The organism is Frankia sp. BMG5.60, assembly GCF_059428125.1.
Window position 1 is genome coordinate 7274266 of record NZ_CM182091.1, and the last position, 19542, is coordinate 7293807.

General features: G+C 73.2%; 14 protein-coding genes. 11 read left to right on the plus strand and 3 right to left on the minus strand.

All coding sequences use genetic code 11. The features are described 5' to 3' along the window. Positions 1–80 precede the first annotated feature (80 nt). Entirely contained in the window at positions 81–1724 is a 1644-nt protein-coding gene (locus AC5R91_RS29820; RefSeq protein ID WP_495394615.1) for an IS1634 family transposase, read from the plus strand. A gap of 131 nt (positions 1725–1855) precedes the next feature. Here AC5R91_RS29820 and AC5R91_RS29825 read toward each other — a convergent pair whose 3' ends face one another. After that, positions 1856–2599, minus strand: a complete 744-nt coding sequence (locus AC5R91_RS29825) for a helix-turn-helix transcriptional regulator (protein WP_495394616.1) — start codon at positions 2597–2599, stop codon at positions 1856–1858. A gap of 728 nt (positions 2600–3327) precedes the next feature. Between AC5R91_RS29825 and AC5R91_RS29830 the strand changes: the two genes are divergently transcribed. From AC5R91_RS29830 to AC5R91_RS29840, 3 genes are all read left to right on the plus strand, one after another. Then, positions 3328–4374 carry a glycosyltransferase family 2 protein gene (locus tag AC5R91_RS29830; protein WP_495394617.1) on the plus strand — a complete coding sequence of 349 codons (1047 nt, stop codon included), beginning with the start codon at positions 3328–3330 and terminating at the stop codon, positions 4372–4374. Between the two features lie 151 nt (positions 4375–4525). Then, positions 4526–5185: an alpha/beta hydrolase family protein gene (locus tag AC5R91_RS29835; protein WP_495394618.1), complete on the plus strand. Its 660-nt coding sequence runs from the start codon at positions 4526–4528 to the stop codon at positions 5183–5185. Positions 5186–5300: 115 nt separating this feature from the next. Further along, on the plus strand, positions 5301–6002 hold the full coding sequence (locus AC5R91_RS29840) for a dihydrofolate reductase family protein (RefSeq protein ID WP_495394619.1): 702 nt from the start codon (positions 5301–5303) through the stop codon (positions 6000–6002). Between the two features lie 56 nt (positions 6003–6058). Here AC5R91_RS29840 and AC5R91_RS29845 read toward each other — a convergent pair whose 3' ends face one another. Continuing rightward, a complete protein-coding gene (locus AC5R91_RS29845; RefSeq protein ID WP_495394620.1) occupies positions 6059–6757 on the minus strand; it encodes an MBL fold metallo-hydrolase in 699 nt (232 codons plus the stop codon). Positions 6758–7094: 337 nt separating this feature from the next. On the opposite strand from AC5R91_RS29845, the gene uvrA reads away from it, so the two are divergent. Next, entirely contained in the window at positions 7095–10025 is a 2931-nt protein-coding gene (uvrA, locus tag AC5R91_RS29850; RefSeq protein ID WP_495394621.1) for an excinuclease ABC subunit UvrA, read from the plus strand. 100 nt (positions 10026–10125) lie between these two features. Here the strand turns inward: uvrA and AC5R91_RS29855 are convergent, their stop codons facing one another. Continuing rightward, positions 10126–10539 (minus strand): SsgA family sporulation/cell division regulator, encoded by a 414-nt coding sequence (locus tag AC5R91_RS29855; RefSeq protein ID WP_495394622.1) that lies wholly within the window; start codon positions 10537–10539, stop codon positions 10126–10128. A 250-nt stretch (positions 10540–10789) separates the two neighbouring features. On the opposite strand from AC5R91_RS29855, the gene uvrC reads away from it, so the two are divergent. The 6 genes from uvrC to AC5R91_RS29885 all read left to right on the plus strand — a co-directional run bounded on the left by uvrC (position 10790) and on the right by AC5R91_RS29885 (position 19533). Further along, positions 10790–13219, plus strand: coding sequence for an excinuclease ABC subunit UvrC (gene uvrC / locus AC5R91_RS29860; protein WP_495394623.1), 2430 nt, complete (start codon positions 10790–10792; stop codon positions 13217–13219). After that, entirely contained in the window at positions 13216–14085 is an 870-nt protein-coding gene (rapZ, locus tag AC5R91_RS29865; RefSeq protein ID WP_495394624.1) for an RNase adapter RapZ, read from the plus strand. The genes uvrC and rapZ overlap by 4 nt, the downstream gene beginning before the upstream one ends. Positions 14086–14087: 2 nt before the next feature. Continuing rightward, on the plus strand, positions 14088–15614 hold the full coding sequence (locus AC5R91_RS29870) for a gluconeogenesis factor YvcK family protein (protein ID WP_495394625.1): 1527 nt from the start codon (positions 14088–14090) through the stop codon (positions 15612–15614). 5 nt (positions 15615–15619) lie between these two features. Then, on the plus strand, positions 15620–16606 hold the full coding sequence (gene whiA, locus AC5R91_RS29875) for a DNA-binding protein WhiA (RefSeq protein WP_009399443.1): 987 nt from the start codon (positions 15620–15622) through the stop codon (positions 16604–16606). Between the two features lie 500 nt (positions 16607–17106). Continuing rightward, complete coding sequence (gap, locus tag AC5R91_RS29880; RefSeq protein WP_495394626.1) at positions 17107–18114, plus strand: type I glyceraldehyde-3-phosphate dehydrogenase; 1008 nt, start codon at positions 17107–17109, stop codon at positions 18112–18114. 216 nt (positions 18115–18330) lie between these two features. Beyond that, positions 18331–19533: a phosphoglycerate kinase gene (locus AC5R91_RS29885; RefSeq protein WP_495394627.1), complete on the plus strand. Its 1203-nt coding sequence runs from the start codon at positions 18331–18333 to the stop codon at positions 19531–19533. The last annotated feature ends 9 nt before the right edge of the window (positions 19534–19542 follow it).

Sequence of the window (19542 nt, forward strand, 5' to 3'; positions counted from 1 at the left end):
GCCTGTCTTCCGCACGTGCGTGCGGTGAGACAGTTACTTGATCGATTGTTCGGATCGGGTCGGGTTGATCGGGATCCGTGGTGACGGGTCTGGGACTGTTCGTGGCTGTGTCGGTCGTGGCGGGTTACGGGCCACCGAGCGTGGAGAAGCCGCTCGGTGTGCTCCCCGTCGCGCGGGACTACCTGGCCCGCCTTGATCTGGCGGGCACGATCGACCGGCTCGCCCCGATGCGCCAGGACGTCAGCCGCGTCAGCCACGGGCAGGTCATCGCCGCCCTCGTTGCCAACCGGCTGACCTCGCCGACCCCGCTGCTGCACGTCGCGTCGTGGGCCCGGGAATGGGCGGTCGAGGAGATGTTCGACATTCCCCCGGACGCGCTCAACGACGACCGGGTCGGCCGGGCGCTCGACGCACTCGCCCCGGTCTGCGACCAGGTCGCCGGTTCGGTCGGCGCGGCGGCGATCGCCGCGTTCGGCCTCGATGTGTCCCGTTTCCACTGGGACATGACCTCGATCTCGCTGCACGGCGCCTACCCCGAGGTCGACGCCGACTACGCGACCCCGAAGTACGGCCACCCGAAGGACCGCCGGCCCGACCTCAAGCAGGTCCAGACGGGCCTGGCCACCACCGGCGACGGCGGGGTGCCGCTGCTCCCGCGTGCCTACGACGGCGGCGCCGGCGAGGTCGCCCAGGTCACCGGCGCGCTGCGCGCCCTCGTCGAGCTCGCCGGCCCGCGCGCGTTCCTGCTGGTCGGGGACACCAAACTCGTCTCCTACGCCAACCTGACCGCGCTGACCTCCACGCCCGGGGTCACGTTCCTCGCCCCGGCCCCGAAGACCGTCGTGCCCGCCGAGGTCCTCGCCGCCCAGGACTGGGCCACCGCCACGATCATCGAGCATGTCCCGGCCCGGGACCGGGACAGACCGATCCACCAGCGGGCCAGCTACCGCGCCCGCGAGGGCATGACCGTGCTGCGCGGGCCGCAGAAGAAGAACCCGCCGGTCACCGTGCGCACGGTGTTCGTCTGGTCGTCGGCGAACGCCCAGGCCGCGAAGGCGGCCCGCGCGCTGAAGCTGGACCGCGCCCGCGCGGCCCTGGACACCCTCGCCCGCGCCGCGGGCAGCCACCACCTCTACCGCACCGAGGCCGCGGTGACCGCCCGCCTGGCGTTCCTCGCCACGAAGCACCGGGTCTCCCGCTACCTGCTCGCGGAGACCAGCGCCGACCCGGAGACCGGGAAACCAGCCCTGACCTGGCAGTTCGACCAGACGGTCCTGGACGCCGAGGCCGCCACCGACGGCTGGTACGCCCTGCTGACCAACCTGCCCGACAGCGTCGGCCCGGCCGGGGTCCTCGCCCGTTACAAGGGCCAGGAGGTCTCCGAACGCCGCTACGGCGCGTTCAAGGGCCCGCTCGCGGTCGCGCCGATGTTCCTGCACTCCAACCAGCGCATCCACGCTCTCCTCCACGTGATCTGCCTGGCCCTGCTCGTCTTCTCGCTCATCGAGCGACAGGCCCGCCTCGGCGCGGGCCCCGACGGGAAGATCCCCGGCCTCCACGCCGGTCGTCCCGCCCGCCCCACCGGGGCACTCATCCTCAGCACGCTGGGCAGGCTGCGCCTCGTGCCCGCCCAGAACGGCCAACCCGCCTACATCCCCCGCCCACCACACCTGCACCAGCACCTCCTCGACATCCTCGGCGTCGACCCAACCCGACCACCTTGATCGATAACCGGGTCGGCTGGCGCATCGAAATCCCATGTGCGGAAGACGGGGCTAGGCCGTCCCGCCCGGCGCGGGCGGCTCGTCGATCGTGGTGACGGCGACCGCGCCGGCCGCCCGCCCGCCCGGCACGGTCAGCTTGGCCTCGCCGGCTCGCCGCGCGGGCCGGGCGCCGGCGCCGGCGCCCGGCGGATGCGCCGCAGGCCGGGCGGGGGCGCGGTGAAGATCGCGAACGGGTCGCGGTCGTCCGCCGGCTGGCCGGTATCGGCGGCGCGGGAGATCCGGTCCCAGCGGAACCAGCGCGGGCCGCCCCGATCCAGGCACCAGGCCAGCAGGTACCAGTGGCCGCCGGTGAAGGCCAGCAACTGTGGCTCCACCCGGCGGCCCACGGTCCGGCTGCCGGCCGCATCCTGGTAGTCGATCGCGAGCACCCGGCCGGCCCGCAGCGCCTCCTCGATCGTGGTGGCGAGCGCCGTGCGGGCGACCACGGGTGGCCCCGCCCAGCCGCGCGAGGCCAGCTCGGCGACCTGCCGCTGCTGTGGCGGGGGCATGATGTCGAGCAGCTTCTCGAGCGCCGCCGCGCCGTCGCGGGTCAGCGGGCCCGTCGCGGCGGCGGCCAGCGCCACGGCTGCCGAGCTCGCCTGGCCCTGGGTGAACGCGACGGGCGGCAGCATCGCGTGCTGGGCGAGCACGTACCCGCCCCCGGGCCCGGAGATCCCGCCGACGGGAACCCCGGCGTCCTGGAGGGCCAGCAGGTCCCGGCGGATCGTTCGCACGCTGACGTCCAGCCGGGCCGCCAGGCTTGCGGCTGTGCGCCCGGCGGGTCCGGCCCGGCGCAGCTCCTCGACGATCGCGGTCAGTCGATCTGGGTGCGGCATGCGTTCCACGTTGACAGGGCCCTGTCACGACTGGTGGCGAAACGGCGCGACTTGGGCAATCTCGCTGCCCCATGCCCGTGATGTGCGATGACTGGAGCGCCGAACGGCGGCGGACCCGGGCGGCGCAGGTCGGGGCGGCGGATGACCCGCGCGGCACGGGCCGGTGGCCGGCGGCGGTGGCCGGCGGCGGTGGCCGGCGCGAGGGCGGGCCCGGGGTGTGCGGGCGGCCGGCGACGCGGGTGGGGATGGGCCGCGGGTGGGGATGGGGCGCGGGTGGGGATGGGGCGCCGGTCGGGATGGTCGGCGCGACAGGCTGGGACTCGGCACCGGATTCGGTGTCTCCCGGTGGCTGCCACGGTGACCGTGATCGGGGGCGGAATTTTGCTCGGGCGTTGCCGTGATTCGCATCCGCTGCGCTTTCCGGTGCACATTTCGGCGGTTTCGGATGACGGGTGGACCGGCCGCGGTGCGCGACTCGCCGGGATGGGAGACGTGGAGCACTACGATGCGCTAGTTACCCTGGTCGCGACCGGTGTCCGGGCTGGTCGTCCGGGGTGGGGTGGGTCACGACTGTCGCCGTGGACGGGGGTACGGCCCTGATTGCGGCGGCACCGGAGAAATTCTTGTCGATCAACCTGGCCCGATGTGTTCGCCGGTGTGCTCCGTGGACGTACGGCGGGTTATCCCCATCTCCTCGTTATCGTTGTACGTTTTAGTGAAGGCGGATGATGCACAGTTTGTTGGCGGTCGTCGTGTCCCACGGAGGCTCGACCCATCTGCACCAGTTGCTCTCGGCCCTGGTCGCCATGAACGGCTGCGAGGCGGTGCTGGTGGAGAACGGCACGCTCGCCGGGCGCCCGGTGCCCGCCGGGGTGCGCGTCGTCGAGGGCCACGGCAACGTCGGCTACGGCACCGCGGTCAACCTCGCCGTGCGAGGCGCCGTCGCGGACGGCCCGGCGCCGGACTGGCTGCTGGTTATCAACAGTGATGTGACGATCCCCCGCGACACCGCAGAGGTCCTTCCGAAGCTCCTCGCCTGGTACCCGCCGTCCGTCGACGTCGTCGGGTTCCCGTTCCTCGCCGGCGACGGCGGCCCCGGACGGTCCCGCGGAGTGCTGCCGACCTCGCGCACGAACGCCTTCATCACGCTGCGCGGCGAGGCGGCGGCCATCGCCAGATGGCCGGAGCTGCGCCACCCGGTCGGTGCCTTCTTCGCCATCCGCGTTCCGACCTTCCTGCGCCTCGGCGGCTTCGACCCCGCCTACTGGATGTACTACGAGGAGACCGATCTGTTCGCCCGGCTGTACGCGGCCGGCGGCCGGGTTGCCTGGGCCGACGACGAATGGCCCGTGGTCCACGTCGGCGGCGAGACCGTCGGCCGCTCCGGCCTGCTGCACGCCGAGCTCGGCCGCTCGGCCGCCGTCTACGCCCGCCGCCACCGCGCCACCCTGGGCTGGAGCTGGCCCGTGGTGCACGCCGGCCAGCTCGTCGTTCTCACCGCCCGCAAACTCGCCACCGGTCGCCTCCAGGACGCGCGGCGCGCCGCCGGGATCCTCTCCGGTCTCGCAGCCGGCCTGGCCCGGCCGACCTGGGAACCCGCCGTGCACTCCCGCTGGCACGCGTCCCCCGCCGCGACCCGCCGTCGACTCGGCCAACTCCCGCCGGCCGAGGCCGTTCGCCGCGCGACGCCCGCTGTCCCGGCGCAGGCACCCCGACCCGGTGAGCCCGAGCCGGGACCCGTCCCCTCGGTCGTGGACCCCCGCGCCACCGGGTAGGCCTCGCCGCGACCCGGCGGACGCCGACGCCCGGCTGGATGGGGCTGACCGCGACCGACACCCGGCTCAGTAGCCTGATGCGGCACCAGGTCCTGCCGGGTGGGCGGAGTGTCAGGTCTCGTCGGAGCACCGCTCGTGGTGGAGGAGTGACATGGACATCCTGACGCTTGGTCCGGCCGAGCCCGAGCGAGTCGTGCTCTTCGCTGCCGGAGCAGGCGGCGACCCGCAGCGTTACCGGCCGCTTCTGGACCATCTCGCAGCCCATGGTTGCCGGGTCGTCGCGCCCCACTTCGAGCGCATGGCCGGGCGGGAGGCGGCTTCGGCTGAGTTGCTCGCGCGTCCGGCCGGGCTGGTCGAGGCGCTCCGCCGAGAGGCGGCTCCGGACGCGCAGGTCGTGGCGCTGGGCCACTCCATCGGCGGGTGGGCCGCCCTCTGCCTGGCCGGAGCGACGCCCTGGGAGCGGGACGGCAAAGCGCTGGATGTGTCGCGAGAACCCCGGGTCAGCCGTCTCGCCCTGTACGCGCCCGCCACCGGCTGGTTCGCCGCTCCCGGCGCCCTGGCCGCGGTGACGGTTCCCATGCTCGTCTACGCCGCCGAGCTGGACACCGTCACGCCCGTCGACCAGGCCATCCTGCTGAAAAGCGCGCCGGCCGACGTCGAGCTGCGCATCGTGCCGAAAGCTGGTCACTTCAGCTTCATGAACTCACCGCCGCCAGGCCTGACCGACGACGACGCCTTCGACGCCCTCGACCGGGACCGGTTCCTCGGCGACCTCGCGCAGGCAACCCTGGAGTTCGCTCTGGCTCGCTGAGACGGCGATGCCGGGCGGTGAGCCGCTCATCGCGATGCCGATGCCGATGCCGGATCAGTCATGGTCCCCTGCGTCGCGTCGAGTCGTTCCAGCAATCACTGAGATTGGACCGCTGATGAAGGTGCGCGCCGACCTGAACATCTCGCTCGACGGCTTCGGGTCGACGACCGACGGAACCCCCGAAGACCCACTCGGCAAGGACTGGTTCCGACTTGTCGACGCCTACACGGCCACGCGTACCTTCCGTGCACGAGTGCTCGGCGACACGAGCGGCGCGGGCACCACCGGCGTCGACGACAGGTACGCCGCGAACTACTTTCAGGAGACCGGCGCCGAGATCATGGGAGCCGGCAAGTTCGGGCTGCACGTGCATCCGGACGATCCCGAGTGGCGGGGCTGGTGGGGCGAGGACCCGCCCTTCCACGCGCCGGTCTTCGTGCTCACCCACGAGCGGCGCCCGGACCTCGTGATGGCGGGCGGCACCACCTTCCACTTCCTGTCGGCCGCGCCCGAGGAGGCGCTCCGGCTGGCGGCGGACGCCGCCGGCGGGCTCGACGTCCGGATCGGCGGCGGCCCGACGGTGGTCCGCGACTTCCTCAAGGCCGGCCTCATCGACGAGCTGCACGTCGCCATCGCCCCGATCCTCCTCGGTGGCGGCGTCCGCCTCTGGGACGAGTTGCGCGGCCTCGAACACAACTACTCGGTGAGAACGGAGACCGCGGAGAGCGGCACCGCGCATCTCACCTTCACCCGCAGCACGGGCGGAGCCGGGACTCCCGACGCCGAGCCGTGGCGCCCCGTGGGCAACACCCTCTGAGCCAGCCCGTCGGCGGCACGATCGGCGGGCCGCCGCGTCCGGCACCCCTGGGACGGTCACCAGCCGCGGGCGCGCCATTCGGCGAGGTGGGGGCGTTCGGCGCCGAGGGTGGAGTCGAAGCCGTGGCCCGGGTAGATCCAGGTGGTGTCCGGCAGGGGGCCGAACACCTTGCGCTCCAGATCGTCCATCAGCGTGACGAAGGCGTCGGCGTTACCGAACGTGTTGCCCGGGCCGCCGGGGAAGAGACAGTCGCCGGTGAAGAGGTGCGGGGCGGCGGGGTCGGCGTCGTAGAGCAGGGCGATCGAGCCGGGGGTGTGGCCGACCAGATGGATCGCCCGCAGGGTCGCCCGGCCCACGGTGATCTCGTCTCCGTCGTGCACGACCTGGGCGGTGGGCACGGGGATCTGGGGGGCGTCGTCGGCGTGGGCGACGGTGGTCGCCCCGGTGGCGGCCACCACCTCGGCGAGCGCCTGCACGTGGTCGGCGTGCCGGTGGCTGGTGACCACCGTGGCGAGGCCCGCGTCGCCGACGAGCCGCAGCAGCGTGTCGGCCTCGTTCGCGGCGTCGATGAGGAGCTGCTCCCCAGTGACGGGGCAGCGCAGCAGGTAGGCGTTGTTGTCCGCCGGGCCGACCGCGACCTTGGTCACCGTCAGGCCGGGCAGGGTCCGGGTGTCCGCCGGGCCGCCGACGGTGACCTTCCCGGTGTAGCCGCCGGTGGTGGTCGCGCCGGCCTCGTCGCCGTGGGCGTTGCTCATGGGTGGTCCCCTCTCCGGGCGGACGGCTGGGTCTGCTCGGGCGTCGCGTCCGCCTACGGTGGTCGCGTCCGCCTACGGTGGTCGGGTCCGCTGAGGTGATTGTCGACGCCCGGTGGCTCGCCCACACCGCGGATCGGCGTGAGACCACGCCGGGTGCGGAACACCCACTTCGGGCAGGTCGTTACCTTCCGTCGGGTGACGGCCGTGCTGCCGGCGCGCGGGCGGGTGCCCGGCGGGCGGCGCCGGCGACCGGCCGTGGAAAAACTGTCAGTCCCCATCCGTAGCATGGCCACACTCGCCCAGGTCCGATTTTCCGGAAGATCATGAGGGATCGACGATGGCCGACCGTCTTGTCGTGCGTGGCGCGCGTGAGCACAACCTCCGCGATGTCGATCTCGACCTGCCCCGCGACGGGCTGATCGTCTTCACCGGCATGTCGGGTTCCGGCAAGTCCAGCCTCGCGTTCGACACGATCTTCGCCGAGGGACAGCGGCGCTACGTGGAGTCACTGTCGGCCTACGCCCGTCAGTTCCTCGGTCAGATGGACAAGCCCGACGTGGACTTCATCGAGGGGCTGTCCCCGGCGGTCTCCATCGACCAGAAGTCCACCTCGCGCAACCCCCGTTCCACCGTCGGCACGATCACCGAGGTGTACGACTACCTGCGTCTGCTGTTCGCCCGCGCCGGCCGGCCGCACTGTCCGAAGTGCGGGCGGCCGATCTCCCGGCAGACCCCGCAGCAGATCGTCGACCGGCTGCTGGAGCTGCCCGAGGGCACCCGCTTCCAGGTGCTCGCGCCGGTGGTCCGCGGGCGCAAGGGCGAGTACCTCGACCTGTTCGCCGAGCTGCAGAGCTCCGGGTTCGCCCGGGCCCGCGTCGACGGCACCGTCGTCGCGCTCACCGACGTGCCGAAGCTGGAGAAGCAGCGCAAGCACACGATCGAGGTCGTGGTCGACCGGCTGGCGGCCAAGGAGTCGGCCAAGCGGCGCCTGACCGACTCGGTGGAGACCGCGCTGCGCCTCGGCGGCGGCCTCGTCCTCGTCGACTTCGTCGACCGGCCCGCCGACGACCCCGAGCGCGAGCGGATGTACTCCGAGCACCTCGCCTGCCTCTATGACGACCTGTCCTTCGAGGAGCTCGAACCGCGGTCGTTCTCCTTCAACTCGCCCTACGGGGCCTGCCCCGAGTGCACCGGCATCGGCACCCGCAAGGAGGTCGACCCGGAGCTCGTCGTGCCCGACCCGACCCTCTCCCTGGCCCAGGGCGCCGTGGCGCCGTGGGCCGGCGGCCACAACAAGGAGTACTTCGAGCGGCTGCTCACCGCCCTGGCCGAGGACCTCAGCTTCCGGATGGACACCCCCTGGGAGGGGCTGCCGGAGCGGGCCCGCAAGGCGGTGCTGCACGGCAGCGGCGAGACCGAGATCCACGTCGGCTACACCAACCGCTACGGCCGCAAGCGGTCCTACTTCACCTCGTTCGAGGGGGTCATCGGCTTCATCGGCCGTCGCCACCGGGAGGCCGAGTCGGACAGCAGCCGGGAGCGGTACGAGGGTTACATGCGCGACGTGCCCTGCCCGGCCTGCCGCGGAGCCCGGCTCAAGCCCGAGTCGCTGGCGGTCACGGTCGGCGGCCGGTCCATCGCCGAGGTCTCCAGGATGGCGATCGGCGAGTGCGCCGAGTTCCTGCGCGGGCTGGAGCTCAGCGAGCGGGAGCGCACGATCGCCGGGCGGGTGCTCAAGGAGGTCGACGCGCGGCTGACGTTCCTGCTCGACGTCGGGCTCGACTACCTCTCCCTCGACCGGGCCGCCGGCACCCTGGCCGGCGGGGAGGCACAGCGCATCCGGCTGGCCACCCAGATCGGCTCCGGCCTCGTCGGGGTGCTCTACGTGCTCGACGAGCCGTCGATCGGGCTGCACCAGCGGGACAACCGCCGTCTCATCCAGACCCTGCTGCGGCTGCGTGACCTGGGCAACACGCTCATCGTCGTCGAGCACGACGAGGACACCATCCGGGCCTCCGACTGGGTGGTCGACATCGGCCCCGGCGCGGGCGAGCACGGCGGGCGGGTCGTCGTCTCCGGGCCGGTGGCGGAACTGCTCGCCAGCGAGGAGTCGATGACCGGCGCCTACCTCTCCGGCCGGCGCCAGATCCCGGTGCCCGACATCCGCCGGGTGCCGACGAAGGGTCGGGTGCTGACGGTGCACGCCGCCCGCGAGCACAACCTGCGCGACGTCACGGTCTCGTTCCCACTGGGCTGCTTCGTGGCCGTCACCGGGGTGTCCGGGTCGGGCAAGTCCACCCTCGTCAACGACATCCTCGCCGCCGTGCTGGCCAACAAGCTCAACGGTGCCCGCGAGGTGCCCGGCCGGCACCGGACCGTCAGCGGCCTCGACCACCTCGACAAGGCCGTCAGGGTCGACCAGTCGCCGATCGGCCGCACCCCGCGGTCCAACCCGGCCACCTACACCGGCGTCTTCGACCACATCCGCCGCCTGTTCGCCGAGACGACCGAGGCCAAGGTCCGCGGGTACCTGCCGGGCCGGTTCTCGTTCAACGTCAAGGGCGGGCGCTGCGAGGCGTGCTCCGGCGACGGCACCATCAAGATCGAGATGAACTTTCTGCCGGACGTGTACGTGCCGTGTGAGGTCTGCCACGGTGCCCGGTACAACCGGGAGACCCTCGAGGTCCACTACAAGGGCCGCAACATCGCCGAGGTCCTCGACATGCCGATCGAGGAGGCGGCCGAGTTCTTCGCCGCGGTGCCGGCGATCGCCCGTCACCTGCGCACGCTCAACGACGTCGGGCTCGGCTACGTCCGCCTCGGTCAGTCCGCGCCGACGCTGTCCGGCGGCGAGGCGCAGCGGGTCAAGCTCGCCTCCGAGCTGCAGCGGCGCTCCACCGGCCGGACCGTCTACGTCCTCGACGAGCCGACGACCGGGCTGCACTTCGAGGACATCCGCAAGCTGCTCGGGGTGCTCGGCCGGCTCGTCGATGCCGGCAACACCGTGATCGTGATCGAGCACAACCTCGACGTCATCAAGACGGCGGACTGGATCATCGACATGGGGCCGGAGGGCGGCACCGGCGGCGGTCGGGTCGTCGCCCAGGGCTCACCCGAAACCGTTGCCGCAGTCGAGGAGAGCCACACCGCGGCCTTCCTTCGGGAGATCCTCGGCGACCGGGTCCCGGCCGCCGGCGGGGCGGCGGCCGAGACCGGCGGTGGGGGAGGCGCTCGGCGGCGCAGGCTCGCCGAGGCGGCGGCCCGCTGAGGGGCGCGCCGGCCGCCAGGCGGGCCGAACGGTGGCCGGCGCCGGGCGGGTGTCCGCCGACCGCGCGGGTCCGCGGTGCGGCGGCCCGGGGCCGGGGAGATCAGGTCTGGAGCAGGTTCGCCAGGACTGTGTCCAGCTCCTGCTCGGTGTGCTCCTGGCCGGTCGGCACCAGCCGTTCGGTGCGGTCCAGGAAGCTGCGCAGCGACGCCGTCGCGAGGACCACGACGGAGTGGCGATCCCCGTCGACCAGGTCCAGCCGGACGCCGCCCTTCCCGGGATCGGGGCCGATCCGCACATCGCCGTCGCCGACCGCCGCCTCCAGCCCGGCACGCAGGGCGTCGCGGGGGGCCACCCAGCTCCCCTGCGGTAGCGCGGGGTGCTCCGGCCTGGACACCAGGGTCATGGACACGGCCAGCGGATCGCACGCACGCCAGCAGATCTGGAACACCGTCACCCGCCCACGGCTGGCCGCGTCGTCCACGACGAACTCCGCCGTGACGTCCTCACCAAGCACGAGCTGGCTCCCTCGGTTCGCTTGCCCGATGTGTCGAGGGTCGCAGCCCCCCGCGCCGGACGCCAGCGGGGGCACCGGAAACAACGGAAAGTCCGGGATTAATCACGACCGGCTTCGGGATCTGTCGCCTTCTGTCACCCTTCTGCCACGCATCGAGAGGGCCCGCCGATGAGGTCGCGCGCTATGCGTGATGAAATGGTTACGTGCAGGCGCTGCTCATGCGGGATGATGGTCGCCGTAGGCTCGGTTCATGGCTGATCCGGCGTCCTACCGGCCCGCGCCGGGCTCGATTCCCGAGACCCCCGGCGTCTACCGCTTCCGCGACGAGCACGGCCGTGTGCTCTACGTGGGCAAGGCCAAGAACCTGCGGGCCCGGCTGGCCAACTACTTCGCCGATCTGCACACGCTCCATCCGCGTACCCAGCACATGGTCCAGGCGGCCAGCGCGGTCGACTGGACCGTGGTCTCCACGGAGGTCGAGGCCCTCCAGCTCGAGTACACGTGGATCAAGGAGTTCGATCCGCGCTTCAACGTCCGGTACCGCGACGACAAGAGCTACCCGAGCCTCGCGGTGACCCTCCACGAGGAGTTCCCGCGTCTGCAGGTCATGCGGGGACCGAAGCGCAAGGGTGTGCGGTACTTCGGTCCGTACGCCCACGCCTGGGCGATCCGGGAGACCCTCGACCTGTTGCTGCGCGTCTTCCCGGCGCGCACCTGCTCGGCGGGGGTGTTCAAGCGGGCCGGGCAGGTCGGCCGCCCGTGCCTGCTCGGCTACATCGACCGCTGCTCGGCGCCCTGCGTCGGCCGGGTGGACGCCGAGACCCACCGGGAGATCGTCGACGACTTCTGCGACTTCATGTCCGGTCAGACCGGCCGTTACCTGCGCCGGCTCGAGCAGGAGATGCAGCAGGCCGCCTCGGCCCAGGAGTACGAGCGGGCCGCGCGGCTGCGCGACGACGCCGGCGCCCTGCGGCGCGCCATCGAGAAGCAGGCCGTCGTGCTGCCCGACGGCACCGACGCCGATGTGATCGCCTTCGCCGAGGACGAGCTGGAGGCCGCGGTCGCGATCTTCTACGTGCGTGCCGGGCGCGTGCGCGGGCAACGCGGCTGGGTGGTCGACAAGCTCGACGAGGTGACCATGGCCGACCTCGTCGAACAGTTCCTCACCCAGGAGTACCTGGACGGCACGTCGTTCACCAACGCCGGCGCCGTCCCCCCCGGCGCCGCCCCTCCCGGGGAGACCGGCGCACCGGATGCCGCGACCGCGGACGCCGGTGCCGGGGACGCCGCCGCCGCGGATGCCGGTGGCGCGCTGGCCGAGCAGGGTGGATCAGGTCGGGCCGCCGGGCCGACGCCGCCGGCCCGGTCGCCGCGCACCGATCCGCAGGGCGCGGGCATCCCGCGCGAGATCCTCGTGCCCGCCCTGCCTCCGGATGCGGCCGCCGTGGCCGAGCTGCTCGGCGTCGCCCGCGGCGGCCGGGTCGAGATCCGGGTGCCGCGCCGCGGCGACAAGCGCACCCTGCTGGAGACCGTGGAGCGCAACGCCCGCCAGGCGCTGGCGCTGCACCGCACGAAGCGGGCCAGCGACCTGACCGCGCGCAGCCGGGCGCTCGCCGAGCTCCAGGAGGCCCTGGAGCTGCCGGACGCGCCGCTGCGCATCGAGTGCTACGACGTGTCGAACATTCAGGGCACCAACGTCGTCGCGAGCATGGTCGTCTTCGAGGACGGGCTGGCGCGCAAGTCGGAGTACCGCCGGTTCTCCATCCGCGGCGGCGCGGGTGGCACCGGCCGCGAGCACGGGCGGGCGGACGCCGGGCAGGACGACGTCGCCAGCATGTACGAGACCATCCATCGCCGGTTCTCCCGGTACCTCGCCGAGCGGTCCCGCACCGGGGAACTCGTCGACATCGTCGACCCCGCGGAGGATCTCGTCGCCGTCCCCACCGCCGCTTCCGCCGCCGATCCGGCCGGCGACCTCGTGGGCGACGCCGGTGCCGAGGCGGGCGTGCGGGACGGGCGGGGCCGGACCGTCCCGACGGCCGCGGCGCAGCCGATCGACCCGGACACCGGCCGGCCCCGCAAGTTCGCCTACCCGCCGAACCTCGTCGTCGTCGACGGTGGCCCGCCGCAGGTCGCCGCCGCCGCCCGCGCCCTCGACGAGCTCGGCATCGACACCGGGCCCGGCGGGGTGGCGTTGTGCGGGCTCGCGAAGCGGCTGGAGGAGGTCTGGCTGCCCGACATCGCGGAGCCGGTGATCCTGCCGCGTACCTCCGAGGCGCTGTACCTGTTGCAGCGGGTCCGGGACGAGGCGCATCGTTTCGCCATCACCTACCACCGGCAGAAGCGGTCCGCCGCGATGGTGACCTCCGCGCTCGACGACGTGCCCGGCCTCGGGGAGACCCGGCGCAAGGCGCTGTTGCGGCAGTTCGGCTCGGTGGCGAAGGTGCGGGCGGCGAGCGCCGAGGAGATCGCCCAGGTGCCCGGGATCGGGCCGCGCACCGCCGCGGCGATCCTCACGGCGCTCGGCCGGTCCGCGCCGGGCACCGCCGCCGCCCCCACCCCCGCCGTCGACCCTCGCACCGGTGAGATCCTCGACGAGACGCCGCCGGCGCCCGCGGCGGACGATCCCGCCGCGGCGGCACGTGCCCTGCACCACGCCGACTCGGGAAGGCCGTCATGACCACCCCGACCCTCGACCTCGCCATCATCACCGGCCTGTCCGGCGCGGGGCGCAGCACTGCGGCCAAGTGCCTGGAGGACCTCGGCTGGTTCGTCGTCGACAACCTGCCGCCCGCCCTGCTGTCCACCATGGCGGAACTCGGCCACCGCTCCGGGGGGGCGGTCAGCCGGATCGCCGTGGTCGTGGACGTCCGCGGCCGGGCGTTCTTCTCGGACCTGCGGGCAGCGGTCGCGGCGCTGGACGCCCGCGGCATGCATCCCCGGATGCTCTTCCTCGAAGCCAGCGACGACGCGCTCATCCGGCGGTTCGACCACGTCCGTCGGCCGCATCCGCTGCAGGGCGACGAGCGCGTGGTCGACGGCATCGGCCGGGAACGGGCGCTGCTCGCCGAGCTGCGCGGCGAGGCCGACCTCGTCCTCGACACCACGGACCTGAACGTCCACGAGCTGCGGTCGAAGATCGACGCGGCGTTCGGGCAGCCGGGCGCGAACCGGCTCAACGCCACCGTGGTGTCGTTCGGGTACAAGTACGGGCTGCCGCTGGACGCCGACCTCGTCGCCGACTGCCGGTTCCTGCCCAACCCGCACTGGGTGGAGGAGCTGCGCCCCTACACCGGGCGGGATCCGCAGGTGCGCAGTTACGTCCTCGCCCAACCGGGGGCGCAGGAGTTCCTCGACCAGTACGCGGCCCTGCTGCGCCTGGTCGGGGACGGCTACGCACGGGAGGGCAAGCGGTATCTGACCCTCGCGGTCGGTTGTACCGGTGGCAAGCACCGCAGCGTGGCGATGGCCGAGCAGCTCGGCGCGCGACTGGCCGCCGACGGCGTCGGGGTCCGGGTCGTGCACCGCGATCTGGGACGGGAGTGAGCGTGCCGACGCCCGTCGTCCCCGCCGGCTCCGGCCGTGACCCCCGGGCCGCCGAGGCCGCTGGGGGAACCGAGGCCGCTGGGGCCACTGGCGGCGTCGAGGCTGCCAGGGCCGCTGGTGGCGGCGACGACGCCGTCGCCGGGCTGGAGCCGGCGGTCGTCGCCTTCGGCGGTGGCCACGGGCTCGCCGCATCGCTGGCCGCGCTGCGCCAGCTCACCTCGGCGCTGACGGCGGTGGTGACCGTCGGCGACGACGGGGGATCGTCGGGGCGGTTGCGGGCGGAGCTCGGCGCGCTGCCCATGGGCGACCTGCGGATGGCGCTGGCCGCGCTCGCCGGCCCGGACGGCCCGCCGGCGACCTGGGCGGAGCTCTTCCAACACCGGTTCGCCGGCTCCGGCCCGCTGGCCGGGCACGCCGTGGGGAACCTGGTGCTGACCGGGCTGGCCGAGCACACCGGCTCCCCGGTGGCCGCCCTCGATCTCGCCGCCGGCCTGCTCGGCGCGCGGGGTCGGGTGCTGCCGCTGTCCACCGCGGGCATCGACATCGTCGCCGACGTCCTCGGGTTGGACCCGGCCGCACCGGGGGCGGTGACCGAGGTGCGCGGGCAGGCCGCGGTGGCCACCACGGCGGGACGGGTGGCCGGCGTCCGGCTCGCGCCGGCGGAACCGGCGGCCTGCGCGGAGGCGGTGGCGGCGGCCCACGCGGCCGACTGGCTCGTCCTCGGCCCGGGCTCGCTCTACACGAGCATGCTGCCGCACCTGCTGGTGCCCGGGATGCGGCAGGCGATCACCACCTCGCGGGCGCGCACGCTGATGGTCCTCAACCTGGCCGCCCAGCCGGGGGAGACCGCCGGGTACACCCCGCAGGCCCACCTCGACGCCCTGCGCCGGCACGTGCCCGGCCTGCGCCTGGACGTCGTGATCGCCGATCCGAGCGCCGTGCCCGAGCCCGACCCGCTAGCGCGGGCCGCGGCGGATCTCGGTGCCCGGCTGCATCTCGCGCCGGTGCGGGTGCCCGGCGCACCCGTGCACGACCCGGCCCGCCTTGCCGAGGCCTTCCGTGCCGTATTCGCCCAGTCCGGAGCAGTCGCCCGGTCCGGAGCAGTCGCCCGGTCCGGAGCGGTCAACCGGTCCGGAGCGGTCGCCCGGTCCGCAGCGGCTGCCCAGCCCGAAGCGGTCGACCAGTTCGGAGCGGTCGCACGATCTGGAGCGGTCTCGCAAGCTGCGGCAGTCCCGCCGACTGGGACGGTCCCGCCGACTGGGACGGTCCCGCGGGGCGGGACGGTCTCGCGGGGCGCGGCGGTCGAGAACGAGACCGGGCCCGTGGCTGCCGTGGCGCCGGTTCAGGCCGGGCCGTCCGGCGGCGGCTCCCCGGCGGCGTCGCCGGCCGTCCGCACCGGGCCGTCCGGGCCGCCTGCCCCGTCGGTGCCGCGGGCACCGTCCGCGGGGGGCAGCCGGCGGCCGGTCACGAAGTACCCATCGTCCGGCGGCGCGGTTCGCCGGACCCCATCCGGTGAAGCCAAGGAGTGATCGGTGTGGCGGCGATGACGGCCACCGTCAAGGACGAACTGAGCCGGCTACGGGTCGCGAAGCCCTGTTGCCGGCGTGCCGAGATGGCAGCCCTGCTGCGTTTCGGTGGGGGGCTGCACATCGTCGGGGGCCGCATCGTGGTGGAGGCGGAGCTGGATACGGGTGCGACCGCGCGCCGGCTGCGCCGGGAGGTCGCCGAGGTCTTCGGCTTCCCGTCCACGGTGGCGGTGCTCGCCGCCGGGGGGCTGCGCCGCTCGGTGCGTTACATCGTGCGGGTCGAACGCGACGGCGAACAGCTCGCCCGCTCGACGGGGCTGCTCGACCAGCGTGGCCGGCCCGTCCGCGGGCTGCCCCCGCAGGTCGTCACCGGCTCGGCCTGCGACGCGGCGGCGGCATGGCGGGGCGCGTTCCTCGCCCACGGGTCGCTGACGGAGCCGGGCCGGTCCTGCTCGCTCGAGGTGACCTCGCCCGGTCCGGAGGCGGCGCTCGCGCTGGTCGGGGCGGCGCGGCGGCTCGGTGTGCAGGCCAAGAGCCGCGACGTGCGCGGGGTCGACCGGGTGGTCATCCGGGACGGCGACGCCATCGGCGCGTTGCTGACCAAGATCGGCGCCCATGACAGTCTGATGGCCTGGGAGGAGCGGCGGATGCGCCGCGAGGTCCGGGCGACGGCGAACCGGCTGGCGAACTTCGACGACGCCAACCTGCGCCGCTCGGCCCGCGCCGCGGTCGCGGCCGGGGCGCGGGTGCAGGCGGCGATGCGCATCCTCGGCGACGACGCGCCCGAGCACCTGCTCGCCGCGGGCCGGCTGCGCCTGGAACATGCCCAGGCGTCCCTGGAGGAACTCGGCGCGCTCGCCGACCCGCCGCTGACCAAGGACGCCGTCGCCGGGCGGATCCGGCGGCTGCTCGCGCTCGCGGACAAGCGGGCGAATGCACTCGGCATCCCCAACACCGAGGCAAGCGTCTCACCGGACCTGCTGGAGAACGCCTGAGCCCTGACAATGCGTCATCTGGTTGATTCCGGGCATTTCGCTAGCTGGATCAACGCTATTCCTGATAAGGGCCCGTTGGTGGTGCAACGTGCCGAGGTCGGAGCAACGATGCCCGAACGTCCGTGGAATAATCGCGGGGTAGCACCATCGGGATCGCACGCAGGGGACGGTGCAGGCCTCGCGCCGCGGGGGCGCCCGAACGGTGGAGCGGCTCGGACGGTGTGGCAGGCAAGCGCGAGACGTGCCTGGCCCGGGGTCCAGGCAGGGGAGCGGCGGGAACCTCCGGATACGGAGCATCGTCGTGACCGGGTGGGAGCAGGTAGCCAGACGGGCGCGTGGTCTCGTGTGAGGAGACCAACACCGCACGGTTCGGATTACCGCCGATGATGTGCGAACTCGTTAGGCTCCTGCCTCGACAACGAGATACCGAACTCCGGTCATGACGCAAGCGGCGTCATGACCGTCGAAACGACGAGACAAGACGGTAGGGAGTCCTGGACGTGGCTACGCGGGTGGGTGTCAACGGCTTCGGGCGGATCGGCCGTAACTTCTGGCGGGCGCTCGCGGCGAGCAAGCGGGACGACCTCGAGATCGTCGCCGTCAACGACCTGACCAACAACAAGACCCTCGCGCACCTTCTCAAGTACGACACCACCCTGGGCACACTGGCCGCTCCGGTCAGCGTCGTCGACGAGGGCATCCGGGTCGGCGACACCCTGATCAAGGTTCTCGCCGAGCGCGACCCGGCCGCACTGCCCTGGGGCGAGCTGGGCGTGGACATCGTCATCGAGTCCACCGGCCGGTTCACCAAGGCCGCCGACGCGGGCAAGCACCTCAAGGCGGGTGCCAAGAAGGTCATCATCTCGGCTCCGGCCAAGGACGAGGACATCACCGTCGTCGTGGGCGTGAACGACGACGCCTACGACCCGGCGAAGCACCACATCCTGTCCAACGCCTCCTGCACCACGAACTGCGTGGCGCCGATGGCCAAGGTCCTCGACGAGGCGTTCGGCATCAGCCAGGGCCTCATGACCACCATCCACGCCTACACCAACGACCAGGTCATCCTGGACTTCCCGCACGAGGACCTGCGCCGGGCCCGCGCGGCGGCGCAGAACATCATCCCGACCACCACCGGTGCCGCGAAGGCCACCGCGCTGGTGCTGCCGCACCTCAAGGGCAAGCTCGACGGCATCGCCATGCGGGTGCCGGTGCTCGACGGATCGGTTACCGACCTGGTCGCCACGCTGAACACGCCGGCGACCAAGGAGGAGGTCAACGCGGCGTTCAGGGCGGCGGCCGACGGCCCGCTCAAGGGCTACCTGGTCTACACCGAGGACCCGATCGTCTCCTCCGACATCGTGAACACCCCGGCGTCCTGCACCTTCGACTCGCTGCTGACGATGTCCGCCGGCAATCAGGTCAAGATCGTCGGCTGGTACGACAACGAGTGGGGCTACTCCAACCGGCTGGTCGACCTGACCGCCCTGGTCGGCGCCCGCCTCTAGTAGTGCTAGTTCCCCTGTAGTTCTAGGCGCTGTTCCGGCCGGGGCCGCCGTCCGCGGTCCCGGCCGTCGTGGTTGCATCCCGCGCTCTCCATCTCGCATCGCAACCGCAACGCCGCGGAGCGTGTCCGGCCAGGTTCCCGGTGGGGATCGCCGGAGGCGGTTCGCAGCATCGCCCGTCTCCCTTCCCCGGTCTCGAACCCAATGGAGTAACCAAGAGTGAGGACGATCGACGACCTACAGGTCGCCGGGCACCGCGTCCTGGTCCGCAGCGACCTGAACGTGCCGCTGGACCGTTCGGGCGACACCCCGCGCATCACCGACGACGGCCGTGTCCGCGCCAGTGTCCCGACGATCGCCGCGCTGCTGGACCGCGGCGCGCGGGTGATCGTGACCTCCCATCTCGGCCGTCCCAAGGGCGAGCCCGACCCCAAGTACTCGCTGGAACCGGTCGCGGCCCGCCTCGGCGAGCTGCTCGGCCGGCCGGTGGCCTTCGCCGGCGACGGCACCGGCGACATCGCCGGCGCCCGCGCGCGTGAGGTCGTCGCGGGCCTCGGTGACGGCGAGGTGGCGCTGCTGGAGAACCTGCGCTTCTCGCCCGGCGAGACCAGCAAGGATGCCGTGACCCGGGCGTCGTTCGCGGACGCCCTGGCCGCCCTGGCGGAGTTCTACGTCGGCGACGCCTTCGGCGCGGTCCACCGGGCCCATGCCAGCGTCGTCGACGTGCCCAAGCGGCTGCCGCACGCGGCCGGCCGGCTGGTGCTCACCGAGCTCGACGTGCTGCGCCGGCTCAGCGCCGACCCGGCCCGCCCCTACGCGGTCGTCCTCGGTGGTTCGAAGGTGTCGGACAAGCTCGGGGTCATCCGCGCTCTGCTGCCCAAGGTCGACGCGCTGCTCGTCGGTGGCGGCATGTGCTTCACCTTCCTCGCGGCCCTCGGCCACGGCGTCGGGGGCTCCCTGCTCGAGGCCGAGATGATCGACACCTGCAAGGCCCTGCTCGCCGAGGGCGGGGACCGGATCGTGCTGCCGACCGACGTCGTCGTCGCCGACCGTTTCGCCGCCGACGCGCAGACGGCGGTCGTCCCCGCCGACGGGATCAGTGCGGGCTGGCTCGGCCTGGACATCGGCCCTGCGTCCACGGCGCTGTTCGCCGAGCGGCTCGCCGGCGCCGCGACCGTGTTCTGGAACGGCCCGATGGGCGTGTTCGAGCTCGCGCCGTTCGCCGCCGGCACCCGCGGGGTCGCCGAGGCGATCGCCGCCGGGGACGGCTTCTCCGTGGTGGGCGGCGGGGACTCCGCCGCCGCCGTGCGCACGCTGGGCATCCCCGACGACGCCTTCAGCCACATCTCCACCGGCGGCGGGGCCAGCCTGGAGTACCTCGAGGGCAAGACGCTGCCCGGCCTCGCGGCGCTCGATGTCTGAGACCGGGAG